The organism is Pseudomonas sp. R-28-1W-6, from assembly GCF_009799925.1.
In the GTDB taxonomy this organism is placed as follows: Bacteria; Pseudomonadota; Gammaproteobacteria; order Pseudomonadales; family Pseudomonadaceae; genus Aquipseudomonas.
This window is the reverse complement of record NZ_WELK01000007.1, coordinates 82,439-95,642: the sequence shown is the minus strand read 5'-3', so window position 1 is coordinate 95,642 and position 13,204 is coordinate 82,439. Positions and strand designations below refer to the sequence as shown.

Genomic DNA, 13,204 nt, shown 5'->3' with positions numbered 1-13,204 from the left:
GATGCAATGAAACGACTGACTGCCACCCTGGCCCTCTGGGCCGGGATCACCGCCTGCGCGCAGGCTGCCGAGCCGATAACCCTCGGCCTCAACTACCCGCGCACCGGCCCCTATAAGGAAGAAGGATTGGCCCAGATGCGCGGCGCCCTGCTGGCCATCGACGAGCTGAACGCCCAGGGCGGCGTACTCGGCCGGCCCTTGCGCCTGTCCAGCAAGGACAGCGCCTCGCGCCCGGAAAAGGCGGTGAAGAACGTCGACAAGCTGGCCGACGAAGGCGCGGCCATGCTCTTCGGCGGCGCCTCCAGCGCGGTGGCCATCGCCGCCGGCAAGCGCGCCCGCGAACGCGGCCTGCTGTACTTCGGCACCCTCACCTACTCCAACGACACCACCGGCAAGGATGGCCAGCGCTACCTGTTCCGCGAGTGCAACAGCGCCTGGATGAGCGCCCGCGTGCTCGGCCAGCACCTGGCCAAGACCCTGCCGGGCAAGCGCTACTTCTACGTGACCGCCGACTACACCTGGGGCAACACCACGGAAAGCTCGCTGCGCGAGACCACCGGCACCCAGGACCCGGGGCAGAACCCGGGCCTCAAGGTGCCCTTCCCCGGCGCGCGCATCGCCGACTACCAGAACGCCCTGACCCAGGCCGCGGCCAGCAGCAGCGAGGTGCTGGTGCTGGTGCTGTTCGGCGAAGACCTGGTGCGCGCCATGCGCATCGTCGAGGACCTCGGCCTGAACCAGCGCATGCAGATCGTCGCGCCCAACCTGACCCAGAGCATCGTCGAGCAGGCCGGCCCGAGCCTGATGGAAGGCGTGCTCGGCACTGAACCCTGGACCTGGCAGGTGCCCCAGCGCGAAGGCTCGGAACGTGGCATGGCCTTCGTCAAGGCGTTCAACGAACGCTACGAGGTCTACCCGTCCAGCTCCGCCGCCTCGGCCTACAGCATCGTCTACCAGTGGGCCGACGCCGCCAAGCGGGCCAAGAGCCTCGACAGCGAGGCGCTGATCCAGGCCCTGGAAGGCCACAGCTACAGCCTGCTCAAGGGCAAGCAGCAATGGCGCGCCTTCGACCACCAGAACGTGCAGACGGTGTATGCCGTCCAGGTCAAGCCGCGCGCCGAGGTGATGAAGGACCCGCGCCGCCAGGATTATTTCGAGATCGTGCATCAACTGGACGGCGAGCAAGCCGCGCCCAGCCTGGCCGAATGGCAGGCCGAGCGCAGCGCCGCCAAACAACCCCCGACCTTGCAGTGAGAGCCCATGGACTTTGAACTGAGCGATGAACAACGCCTGCTGGTACACAGCGCCCGCGCCTTCGCCGCGCGGGAGCTGGCCCCCCACGCAGCAGACTGGGACCGCGACCACCACTTCCCGGTGGACGTGATCAAACGCGCCGCCGAACAGGGCTACCTGGCCCTGTACATCAAGGAGGAGGACGGCGGCCTGGGGCTGTCGCGCCTGTCCAGTTCGTTGATCTTCGAGCAGTTGTCCGCCGGCTGTATCGCCACCACGGCGTTCCTCACCATCCACAACATGGCCTCGTGGATGCTCGCCAGCTTCGCCGACCAGGCGTTGAAGGACGCCTGGCTGCCGCGCCTGACCAGCGGCGAACTGCTGGCCTCCTACTGCCTGACCGAGCCGGACGCCGGTTCCGACGCCGCCCGCCTGCGCACCCGCGCCAGGCGTGACGGCGACGACTACGTGATCGACGGCAGCAAGTGCTTTATCTCCGGCGCCGGCAGCACCGACGTGCTGATCGTCATGGCGCGCACCGGCGAGGACGGCGCCAAGGGCGTGTCCTGCTTCCTGGTGCCGGGCGACGCGCCGGGGGTGAAGTACGGGCGCAACGAACTGAAGATGGGCTGGCGTGCGCAGCCGACCCGCTCGATCACCTTCGAGGGCGTGCGCATCCCCGCCGGCAACCGCATCGGCCCGGAAGGCCAGGGCTTCGTCTATGCCATGAAGGGCCTGGACGGCGGCCGCATCAACATCGCCAGCTGCTCGCTGGGCGCGGCCCAGGCGGCGCTGGAGCAGAGCCTGCGCTACGTCGAGGAGCGCAAGCAGTTCGGCAAGGCGCTCAGCGAATTCCAGGCACTGCAGTTCAAGCTGGCCGACATGCTCACCGACCTCACCGCCAGCCGGCAGATGGTGCGCCTGGCCGCGCACAAGCTGGACAACGGCCACGGCGAGGCCAGCCTGTACTGCGCCATGGCCAAGCGCTTCGCCACCGACCACTGTTTCACCCTGTGCAACGAGGCCCTGCAGCTGCACGGCGGCTATGGTTACCTCAACGACTACCCGCTGGAACGCTGGGTGCGCGACAGCCGCGTGCACCAGATCCTGGAGGGCACCAACGAGATCATGCGGGTGATCATCGCCCGTCGCCTGCTGGACCAGGGCGGCATGCTCGATCGCCTGCTGTAAGAACCTGCATAGGATTTGCTGCGCGTCGGCCCTGCTGCGTTAAAAACAGGCTTGGAATGCTCATGTACAAAAGTACATTCCGCTTCCTCGCCTATTTTTGCCTTGCATGGCTCTAGCTCGCAAAATCCTGAACAGGTTCTAAGCCCATTGCAGAAACGAGGATGTTTTATGAGCAACGCCATCGAAGCCTACAAGCCCGGGCTCTTCGACCTGACCCACAAGATCACCGTGGAAAAGCACGGCCACACCGCGCTGATCACCCTCAACCACCCGCCGGCCAACACCTGGGACCGCGACTCGCTGATCGGCCTCAAGCAGCTGATCGAGCACCTCAACCGCGACGACGACATCTACGCCCTGGTGGTGACCGGCCAGGGCAGCAAGTTCTTCAGCGCCGGCGCCGACCTCAACCTGTTCGCCGACGGCGACAAGGCGCGTGCCCGCGAGATGGCGCGGCGCTTCGGCGAGGCCTTCGAGGCCCTGCGCGATTTCCGCGGCGTGTCGATTGCCGCGATCAACGGCTACGCCATGGGCGGTGGCCTGGAATGCGCCCTGGCCTGCGACATCCGCATCGCCGAGCGCCAGGCCCAGCTGGCCCTGCCGGAAGCCAGCGTCGGCCTGCTGCCCTGTGCCGGCGGCACCCAGGCGCTGCCCTGGCTGGTCGGCGAAGGCTGGGCCAAGCGCATGATCCTCTGCGGCGAGCGCATCGACGCCGAGACCGCCCTGCGCATCGGCCTGGTCGAGCAGGTGGTGGACAGCGGCGAAGCCCGCGGCCACGCCCTGCTGCTGGCGGCCAAGGTGGCGCGGCAGAGCCCGGTGGCGGTGCGCACCATCAAGCCGCTGATCCAGGGCGCACGCGAACGCGGCGCGAACACCTGGCTGCCCGAGGAGCGCGAGCGCTTCGTCGACCTGTTCGACGCCGACGACACCCGCGAAGGGGTCAACGCCTTCCTCGAGAAACGCGACGCCCAGTGGCGCAACAAATAATCGGCGCCCACTCGCCCGTAGGGTGCGCCGCGCGCACCAGGAACCGCGAAGATGAACGTGCATTTCGAAGAGCGCCACGCCCAGCACGGCTACCGCATCGGCATCGCCAGCCTGGATGCCGAGAAGAGCCTGAATGCCCTGACCCTGCCGATGATCGAGGCGCTGGACGCCAGGCTGCGCGCCTGGGCGGCTGACCCGAGCATCGCCTGCGTGCTGCTACGCGGCAACGGCCCCAAGGCCTTCTGCGCCGGCGGCGACGTGGTGCAGCTGGTGCAGCAGTGCCGTGAGCACCCGGGCGAGGTGCCGCCGCTGGCGCGGCGCTTCTTCGCCGACGAATACCGCCTCGACCACCTCATCCACACCTACCCGAAGCCGCTGATCTGCTGGGCCCATGGCCATGTGCTGGGCGGCGGCATGGGCCTGATGCAGGGCGCGGCGATCCGCATCGTCACCCCGAGCAGCCGCCTGGGCATGCCGGAGATCAACATCGGCCTGTACCCGGATGTCGGCGGCAGCTGGTTCCTCGCCCGCCTGCCGGGCAGGCTCGGCCTGTTCCTCGGCCTCACCGCCAGCGGCATCAACGCCCGCGATGCCCTGGACCTGAACCTGGCCGACCGTTTCCTGCGTGACGACCAGCAGGACGCCCTGCTCCACGGCCTGAGCCAGCTCAACTGGCAGGAGCAGGCCGCCCAGCAGCTCAACAGCCTGCTGCGCGCGCTGGAGCACGAGGCTCGCAGCGAACTGCCGCAGGCCCAGTGGCTGCCGCGCCGCGAACGCCTCGACGCCCTGCTCGACGTGGCCGACCTGCCTGCGGCCTGGCGTGCCCTCGGCACCCTGCAGGGCGACAGCGACCTGCTCCTGGCCCGCGCGGCCAAGACCCTGGCCGAGGGTTGCCCGCTCACCGCCCACCTGGTCTGGCAGCAGATCCGCCGCGCCCGCCACCTGTCGCTGGCCGAGGTGTTCCGCATGGAATACGCCATGAGCCTGAACTGCTGCCGCCACCCGGAATTCCCCGAAGGCGTGCGCGCCCGCCTGCTCGACAAGGACCAGGCGCCGCGCTGGCACTGGCCGGACGTGGCAACCATCCCGCCGGCGGTGATCGACGCCCATTTCGAGGCGGTGTGGGAAGGCGCGCATCCGCTGGCGGATCTGTGAGCAAGAGCCCGCCGGTGCCCAGCCAGATGCAGCGGGCCCTGGCCTTCCAGGCCCTGCATCAACGCCCCGGCTGCTTCGTCATCCCCAACCCCTGGGATGCCGGCTCGGCCAAGGCGCTGGCCGCCCTCGGTTTCGAGGCCTTGGCCACCACCAGTGCCGGCCTGGCCTTCAGCCTGGGGCGCGCCGACGGCGAAGGCTTGATCAGCCGCGAGGAAACCCTGGCCAACGCGCGGGCGATCGTCGACGCGACCGGGTTACCCGTCGCCGCCGACCTGGAAAACGGTTTCGGCCCTAGCCCGCAGGAATGCGCGCACACCATCCAGCTGGCAGCCCTGGCCGGCCTGGTCGGCGGCTCCATCGAGGACGCCAGCGGCCGGCCGGAGCAGCCGATCTACCCGCTGGAACTGGCGCAGGAGCGCATCCAGGCCGCAGTGGCAAGCGCCCGCAGCCTGCCCTTCCCCTTCACGCTCTGCGCCCGGGCGGAGAATTTTCTGCACGGGCGCCCCGACCTGCCCGACACCATTCGCCGCCTGCAGGCCTATGCCGAAGCCGGCGCCGACGTGCTCTACGCGCCGGGCCTGCGCAGCCGCGAAGAGATCGCCGCCGTGGTGCGCGCGGTGGCGCCGAAACCGCTCAACGTGGTGATGGGGCTGGGTTCGGCCAGCTTCACCGTCGGCGAGCTGGCGCAGCTGGGCGTCAAGCGCGTCAGCCTGGGTTCGGCACTGGCCCGCGCGGCCTTCGGCGCGTTCCTGCGGGCCGCCGAGGAAGTGCGCCTGCACGGCAGCTTCGGTTTCGCCGAACAGGCGGAGCCGTTCGCCCACATCAACCAGCTGTTCGGCGCATCGCGCTGAACAGCACCCGAGCATGTCCATCCGGCAAGGAGAACAACAATGACCCAGATCGCCTTCATCGGCCTCGGCCACATGGGCCTGCCCATGGCCCGCAACCTGCTCAAGGCCGGCTTTGCCGTGACCGTTTTCGACCTGGTCGCCGACGCCGTGGCCACCCTGGCCGGCGAGGGCGCCACGGCCGCCAGTAGCGCGGCGCAGGCAGTGCGCGGCGCCGACGTGGTGATCAGCATGCTGCCGGCCAGTCGCCATGTGGAAAGCCTGTACCTGGGCGACGCCGGCCTGCTGACGCAGATCGCCGCGGGCAGCCTGATCCTGGAATGCTCGACCATCGCCCCGGACTCGGCGCGCAAGGTGCATGCGGCAGCCGCCGCCCGCGGCCTCGCCATGCTCGATGCGCCGGTGTCCGGCGGCACCGCCGGGGCGGCGGCCGGCACCCTGACCTTCATGGTCGGCGGCCAGGCCGAGGCGCTGGAGAAGGCCCGGCCGATCCTCGCGGCGATGGGCAAGAACATCTTCCACGCCGGCCCCGACGGCGCCGGCCAGGTGGCCAAGGTGTGCAACAACCAGCTGCTCGCCGTGCAGATGATCGGCACAGCGGAGGCCATGGCTCTCGGTGTGGCCAGCGGCCTCGATCCGGCCGTGCTGGCCGAGATCATGCGCCAGAGCTCGGGCGGCAACTGGACCCTGGAAAAGTACAACCCCTGGCCCGGGGTGATGGAAAACGCGCCGGCGTCCAAGGGTTATTCAGGCGGCTTTATGGCCGAGCTGATGGCCAAGGATCTGGGCCTGGCCCAGGAAGCTGCGCAGGCCACCGGCAGCAGCACGCCGATGGGCGCCCTGGCGCTGCAGCTGTATCGCCTGCTGCTCAAGCAGGGCAATGGCAAGCTGGATTTCTCGGCGGTGCAGAAGCTGTTCGTCGAGTGACGGCCCCCGAACCGCTGGTGCGCATGGCGCACCCTACGACCGAGAAAGCAAAACGCCGCAGTGAATGCGGCGTTTTTCATGGTGGCGCGGAGCTCGTCAGCGCTCGCGCAGCGCCTCGGCCCGGGCGCGGATGATCGGCTTGAGCAGGTAGCTCAGCACGCTCTTCTTGCCGGTGATGATGTCCACCGAGGCGACCATGCCGGGGATGATCAGTAGCGGGCGTTCCTCGCTGCCCAGGTGGCTCTTGTCGGTGCGCAACTGGATCAGGTAGAAGCTGTTGCCCTCCTCGTCGGTGACGGTGTCGGCGCCGATCTGTTCCAGCTCGGCCCGCAGCCCGCCATAGATGGTGTAGTCATAGGCGCTGAACTTGACCATGGCCTCCTGCCCCGGATGGAGGAAGGCGATGTCCTGCGGACGGATGCGCGCCTCCACCAGCAGGCTCTCACCCAGCGGCACGATCTCGACGATATCGCTGCCCGGCTGGATCACCCCGCCGATGGTGTTGACCAGCAGCTGCTTGACGATGCCGCGCACCGGCGAAGTGACCAGGGTGCGATTGACCCGGTCTTCCAGGGCCTTACCGGTCGACTGGATCTTGCTCAGCTCGGTGCGCGCCTCGTTCAGCTGGGTCAGGGCCTCGCTGCGAAAGCGCCCGCGGGTCTCGTCGATCTTGCGCTCGACCTCCTTGATCGCCGCCTCGGCGCGGGGCATGGCCAGCGTGGTGGCTTCCAGCTGACCGCGCGCCTCCACTTCCGCACGCTTGAGGCGCAGCACCTCCACCTGGGAGATCGCGCCTTCGGCGACCAGCGGCTCGGACATCTGGATTTCCTGGCGCAGCAGGTTGAGGCTGTTGCGCGACTGCCCCTGCTTGGACGCGTACTCGCGCAGCTCCTGGCGGCGCTGGGTCAACTGCTCCTCGAGGCCGGCCACCTCGTCGAGCAACTGCTGCTTGCGGCTGTTGAACAACTCGATCTCGTTGTCGGCCAGGCCTGGGGCCTTCTCCCGCACTTCCGCCGCCACCACCAGCTCGCGGTCCTGCACCTCGGCACTCAGGCGCTCCACCCGCAGCAGCAGGGCCAGGCGGTCGGCTTCGGTTTCGCCGACGTTGGAGGCGAAACGGGTGTCATCCAGGCGCAGCAGGGGATCGCCGACCTCGACTATCTGCCCTTCGCGCACGAACAGTTCGGCGACTATGCCGCCCTCCAGGTTCTGGATCTTCTGCAGGCGCGAGGAAGGAATGGCCTTGCCATCGCCGCGGGTCACTTCATCGACCACGGCGAAGTTGGCCCACAGCAGGCAGAAGGCGACAAAGGCCACCAGCGCCCAGATGGTCAGGCGGATCACCCGCGGGGCATCCTCGATCAGCGCCTTGCTGACCTCGGGCAGGGGTTCGCTGCCGAGCGCCTGGCGGCCGCCGAAATAGGCGCCCAGGGCCTGCCGCAGACGCTTGCCGATAGCTTTAGCTGACACTGACCTGCCCCTTCTTCAGCGCTTCCATCACACTCCCCTTGGGCCCGTCGGCAATGATCTGGCCACGGTCGACGATCACCAGGCGATCCACCAGGCTGAGCATCGAGGCGCGGTGGGTGACCAGCAGCAGGGTCTTGTTGGCGATCATCGCCGCCAGGCGCTGCTTGAGGCGCTCCTCGCCGGTGTTGTCCATGGCGCTGGTCGGTTCGTCCAGCAGCAGGATCGGCGGATCGAGCAACAGCGCGCGGGCCAGGGCGACGTTCTGCCGCTGGCCGCCGGAGAGGTTCTGTCCGCGTTCGCCGACCTGCAGCTCGTAGCCCTTCGGGTGCAGGCGGGCGAACTCGTGCACGCCGGCCAGTTCGGCGGCCTGCAACACCAGCTCGTCCTCCACGTAGCGCGCGCCGGACACCAGGTTGTCACGCAGGCTGCCGCTGAACAGCTGGATGTCCTGGGGCACGTAGCCGATGTTGTAGCGCAGGTCGCTGACGTCCAGCTGGCGCACATCGATGCCATCGACCAGCAGGTTGCCGCTATCGGCCTGGTACAGGCCGACGATCAACTTGGCCAGGGAACTCTTGCCCGAGCCGCTGCGGCCGATGATGCCGATCTTCTCCCCCGGGCGGATCACCAGGTTGATCTTGTGCAGGGCCGCCTGCTGCTGTTCCGGGTAATGGAAGTCGACCTGGCGGAACTCCACCGCGCCCTGCAGCGACTGGCGCTTGAGCGGGCGCTCGTTGTCCTGGCGCTCCTGCGGCAATTCCATCATCTGGTTGACCGAGTCCAGGGTCACCTTGGCCTGCTGGTAACGGGTCAGCAGGCCGGACATCTGCGTCAGCGGGCCCAGGGCGCGACCGCTGAGCATGTAGCAGGCGATCAGCCCGCCCATGCTCAGGTTGCCGGCAATGATCTGGTAGACGCCCAGCACCACCACCACCACGCCGGCCAGCTGCTGCAGCAGCATGGTCGAGTTCATCGCCAGGCTGGAGAGCATGCGCGCGCGCAGCTCCAGGCGGCTGAGCGTGCCGATGGTCTGCTCCCAGATATATTGCCGCTCGCTCTCGGCGTTGTTGACCTTGACCGCGTCCAGCCCGGCCAGGCTCTCGATCAGGCTGGACTGGCGCTCGGCGGCCAGGGCCATGGTGCGCTGCATGGTCTCGGCCAGGGGCCGCTGCAGGGCCCAGCCGATCAGCGCCACCAGGGGGAAGGCGAGAATCGGAATCCACACCAGATGCCCGCCGATCATGGCGATCACCGCCAGGATCAGCAGGGTGAACGGCAGGTCGATGACGCTGGCCAGGGTCAGCGAGGCGAGGAAATCGCGCAGGCTCTGGAACTCGTGGATGTTCTGCGCGAAGCTGCCGACCCGCGCGGGGCGGAACTTCATGGCCATGCCGACGATGCGCTCGAACAGCGTGGCCGAGATGATCAGGTCGGTCTTCTTGCCGGCCAGGTCCAGGCACAGGCCGCGCAGGGTCTTGAGCAGCAGGTCGAAGAAGAACACCCCGGTGATGCCGATGGCCAGCACCCACAGGGTGGCCTCGGCCTGGTTGGGCACCACCCGGTCGTACACGTTCATCACGAACAGTGGCGTGGCCAGGCCGATCAGGTTGATCAGCAGGCTGGCGGCGATGGCATCGATATACAGCCAGCGGGAACGCTTGAGGGTGTCGCGGAACCAGGACGTGGCCCGCGGGATCAGCTCGCCGCGGTTGAAGTCGAACTTGTGCAGCGGCTGGGCGAAGAACGCCTGGCCGCTGTAGTCCTCGCGCAGGACCTCGAGGTTGACCAGCACCTCGCCGCCCTCGCTCTCGCACGGCATGACGCGCGCGCGCTGCTGCTCGTCCCAGCCCAGCAGCAGGGCACTGCGGCCGTCGCGCAGCAGCAGCAGCGCCGGCATGGCAATCGCCGGAATCTGCTGCAGCTCGCGGCGCAACCAGCGCCCCTGCAAGCCGGCGCGCGCCGCGGCGCGCGGCAGCAGCTCGGCGCTCAGGCGCTGCTCCGGCAGGGGCAGGCCCGCCGTCAGCATGGCGCGGCTGACCGACTTCTGATGCAGGAGGCAAAGCGACAGCAGGCTGTCCAACAACGGATCGTCATGGCGATCGCGGGGGTCGCTACGGGTCTGGGTCTGACTGATATCTACTGCCACGCGGGGTCACTCTTGCGCCGGAGAAAGCTGACTCGAAGCCAGGCACGGTCATCGCACCCTTACCAGGCCGGCACGCCGCGGCGTGCCGACCCCGACCCGTTTCGCCGCGGATCGACGGCGTTGGGCTCAGTTCAGGCCAGGCAGCTTGGCTTCGCTCTGGACCACGTCCAGCGGCGCGGAGGCCATCGGCGCCACCACCCCCTGGCTCTTGAGCAGCGCGCCTATGGTGGCCTTGATCCGGTATTGAGTAAACAGCTCGAGGAAGCGCACCTCCTCGAGTCGACGGGAAGCGGTGAACAGCTCGTTCTCGCTGTCCAGCAGGTCGAGCAGGGTGCGATCGCCGAGGGTGAACTGCTTCTGGTAGGACTCGCGCACGCGGCTGCTGTAGTCGACGTACTGCTCGGCGATCGGCAGCTGCTGGCGCGCGTTTTCCAGCGCGTTCCAGGCCAGGCCCAGCTCCTCGTTGAGTACCCGCAGCGCATTGTTGCGCACGTCCATCGCCTGATTGGTCAGGTGCGCCTTGGATTGCAGGTCGGCCTTGTTGCTGCCGCCGGCGAACAGGTTGTAGCGCATGCGCACCATGGCCTGCCATTCGTTCACATGCCCCTCGGTGCCATCCAGGTTGTTGTCGGCGCCGTGCTCCAGCTCGGCATCGAAGCGCGGGTAGAACGGCGACTTGGCCGCCTCGTACTGCTGCTCGGTGGCCTGCACATCGGCTTCGGCGGAGCGCAGCAGCGGGTTGTTCGCCAGCATCTCCACGCGCGCGGCCGGCAGGTCCGCCGGCAGCTGACCGGCCAGGCCGGCCGGACGGCTCAGCTCGGCGGGGTCGCTGCCCACCAGGCTGTAGTAGTTGACCCGCGCATCGGCCAGGTTGGTCTGCTCGGTGATCAGGTTGTTGCGGGCCTGGGCCAGGCGCGCTTCCGCCTGATCGAGATCGGCCATGCGCCCTACCCCGCGCTCGCTGCGCAGGGTGATCTGGTCATAGATGCGTTCATGGCTGCGCAGATTGTCCTGCGCCAGGCGCACCATCTCCTGGCGGCTGAGCACATCGAGATAGGCTCGCACCACGTCCAGGCCGGTACGCTCGGAGGTGCCCATCAGTTCATAGGCGCGCGCATTCACGGTGGCGCGCTGCCGGGCCACTTCGCTGCTGGTGGCAAAACCGTCGAACAGCATCTGCTGCAGGCGCACGCTGGATTCGCCACGGGTCAGGGTTTCATAGTCGTGCTCGCCGCTGCCGTTGCGAACGCCCGGATCGTCGGTGCCCTCGCGCCCGTAGCCGGCCAGCAGGTCGACCCGCGGCAGGTAGCCGCCCTTGGCCGCCTTCATCTGCTCCTCCACGGACAGGCGGGCATTCACCCCCGCCTGGATTTCCGGATGGTTCTCGAGCGCGCCCTGCAGCGCCTCGCTGAGGGTCTGTGCCTGGGCGGAAACCGAACAGGTGAAGAGAAGCGGCAGAACAACGGAGAAGCGCATGGGAAGGGGGAATCCTTTGAACAGGGCAAGGCGGGTCTGCACAACGCAGGGTTGTTAAAAACAGCACATTACCGGCGTCGATTAAGTCACTGCATTAAGGTGACGCAGCTCACAGATTAATCTTATCGATATCAAAGTGACATCACGATAGTCAATTGTTTATGATCGCCGAAGGGCGGTCAATACTTTGGCACAGCTTCAATTCCAAATCGGCATAAGACGATTTATTGTCGCCATATTTTTGACTACTACTCAATTATTTCAACGCCCACCACCTCAATTCATCTGCGTGCACAACCTTCCCAGTGCGCTGTAGCAGGAGCGGATTCCATGAGCAGCATCGTCGCCATTATCAAGAGCATCATCGGTCAGGTTTTCGCCGTTTCGATCGATGGTTTGAAGCGTCAGGTATTCGAAGGCGATCAACTGTTCGCGGGTGAACAGCTCCTCACCGACGCCGGCGGCAGTGCCACCCTGCAACTGGCCGATGGCGAGGTCGTCCAGCTGGGGGCAAGCGCCACCTGGCAGGCCGGCAACCCGCAGGCGCAGACAGGCAACGACGAGGAACCCGTCTCCGAACTGGAGCAGGCCCTGGCCGAAGGCTTCGACCCGACCACCGGCCTGGAAGAAACCGCGGCGGGCGCGGCGGCCGGCGGCGGCACGGGCGGCGCGGCCGGGGGCGGGCATAGCTTCGTCATCCTCGACGCCACCGGCCAGCAACTGGACCCGACCATCGGCTTTGCGACTGCCGGGCTCGGCATTGCGGGGGCGGCAGAGACGCTCGAAACCGCCACCGACGCCCTCGACCTAGCCAGCACCGACGCCGCGCCAGCGGCTGACACCACCCCGCCCGTGATCAGCATCGGCATCGATCCGATCACCGCGGACAACACCCTCAACCGCCAGGAACTCGCCGACGACTTCCTCAGCATTACCGGCAGCGTCGGCGGCGAAGCCAAGGTGGGCGACAGGGTGACCCTCGATGTGGGCGGCAACCTCTATGACGGCAACGTGATCCAGCGCCCCGATGGCTCTCTCGGTTTCGAGATCAATGTGGGCACCGGCGACCTGCGCGCGGCCGACAGCATCACCGCCACGCTGACCAGCACCGATGCCGCAGGCAACAGCGCAACCGCCAGTGCCGCACGCGACTACACCGTCGACACCAGCGCCAACCTCACCGTCAGCCTCGACAACGTGAACAGCGACAACGTCGCCAACGCGCCGATCGCCGGCACCTCCGATGTCGGCGCCGGCCGTACCGTGACCCTGGTCATCACCGATGCCAATGGCGACACCGTGGAAGTCACCGCCATCACCGATGCCGCCGGCAACTACAGCACCACCGCCGACCTCAGCGGCCTGGCCGATGGCAACCTTAACGTCAGTGCCAGCGTCACCGATGCCGCTGGCAATCAAGCCAACGCCACTGACGGTGCAGTGCTCGACGCCCTGGCGCCGAGCGTGTCCATCGCCGACATCACCACCACCGGCGACAGCACCCCGACCTTCAGCGGTACCCATGCCAACACCACCGGCAACCTGACCCTCAACGTCAACGGCAGCGACTACAGCGTCACCCCCAACGGCGACGGCACCTGGTCCTTCACCCTGCCGGACAGCGCCGCCCTGGCCGATGGCAACTACATCGCCACCATCAGCGGCAGCGATGGCCAGGGCAACGACGCCAGCGCCAACGATCCGTTCACCGTTGCTGACGCCGTGGTCGCCAATGACGACAGCTTCAGCGTCAACGAAGACGGCTCGGTCA

At 67.6% G+C, this 13,204-nt stretch carries 10 protein-coding genes; 7 read left to right on the top strand and 3 right to left on the bottom strand.

The genetic code is table 11. The features are described from left to right. Positions 1-6: 6 nt before the first annotated feature. The 6 genes from F3I62_RS14195 to mmsB all read left to right on the top strand — a co-directional run bounded on the left by F3I62_RS14195 (position 7) and on the right by mmsB (position 6,341). Entirely contained in the window at positions 7-1,254 is a 1,248-nt protein-coding gene (locus tag F3I62_RS14195; RefSeq protein ID WP_160490291.1) for an ABC transporter substrate-binding protein, read from the top strand. Positions 1,255-1,260: 6 nt separating this feature from the next. Then, a complete protein-coding gene (locus F3I62_RS14190; RefSeq protein WP_160490290.1) occupies positions 1,261-2,424 on the top strand; it encodes an acyl-CoA dehydrogenase family protein in 1,164 nt (387 codons plus the stop codon). Positions 2,425-2,592: 168 nt separating this feature from the next. Continuing rightward, positions 2,593-3,411: an enoyl-CoA hydratase gene (locus tag F3I62_RS14185; RefSeq protein ID WP_160490289.1), complete on the top strand. Its 819-nt coding sequence runs from the start codon at positions 2,593-2,595 to the stop codon at positions 3,409-3,411. A gap of 51 nt (positions 3,412-3,462) precedes the next feature. After that, the gene (locus F3I62_RS14180) at positions 3,463-4,566 is read left to right on the top strand and encodes an enoyl-CoA hydratase/isomerase family protein (protein ID WP_160490288.1); all 1,104 of its coding nucleotides are present in this window, start codon (positions 3,463-3,465) and stop codon (positions 4,564-4,566) included. Positions 4,567-4,592: 26 nt separating this feature from the next. Further along, entirely contained in the window at positions 4,593-5,417 is an 825-nt protein-coding gene (locus F3I62_RS14175) for an oxaloacetate decarboxylase (protein WP_160490359.1), read from the top strand. 39 nt (positions 5,418-5,456) lie between these two features. Continuing rightward, positions 5,457-6,341, top strand: coding sequence for a 3-hydroxyisobutyrate dehydrogenase (mmsB, locus tag F3I62_RS14170; protein ID WP_160490287.1), 885 nt, complete (start codon positions 5,457-5,459; stop codon positions 6,339-6,341). A 96-nt stretch (positions 6,342-6,437) separates the two neighbouring features. Here the strand turns inward: mmsB and F3I62_RS14165 are convergent, their stop codons facing one another. The 3 genes from F3I62_RS14165 to F3I62_RS14155 all read right to left on the bottom strand — a co-directional run bounded on the left by F3I62_RS14165 (position 6,438) and on the right by F3I62_RS14155 (position 11,433). After that, positions 6,438-7,796, bottom strand: coding sequence for an HlyD family type I secretion periplasmic adaptor subunit (locus tag F3I62_RS14165; protein ID WP_160490358.1), 1,359 nt, complete (start codon positions 7,794-7,796; stop codon positions 6,438-6,440). Between the two features lie 4 nt (positions 7,797-7,800). Next, a complete protein-coding gene (locus tag F3I62_RS14160; protein ID WP_160490286.1) occupies positions 7,801-9,957 on the bottom strand; it encodes a type I secretion system permease/ATPase in 2,157 nt (718 codons plus the stop codon). 126 nt (positions 9,958-10,083) lie between these two features. Next, positions 10,084-11,433 (bottom strand): TolC family outer membrane protein, encoded by a 1,350-nt coding sequence (locus tag F3I62_RS14155; RefSeq protein ID WP_160490285.1) that lies wholly within the window; start codon positions 11,431-11,433, stop codon positions 10,084-10,086. 330 nt (positions 11,434-11,763) lie between these two features. Here F3I62_RS14155 and F3I62_RS14150 point away from each other — a divergent pair. Beyond that, positions 11,764-13,204 (top strand): retention module-containing protein (locus tag F3I62_RS14150; protein WP_160490284.1); only part of this gene is annotated, 1,441 nt, incomplete at its 3' end.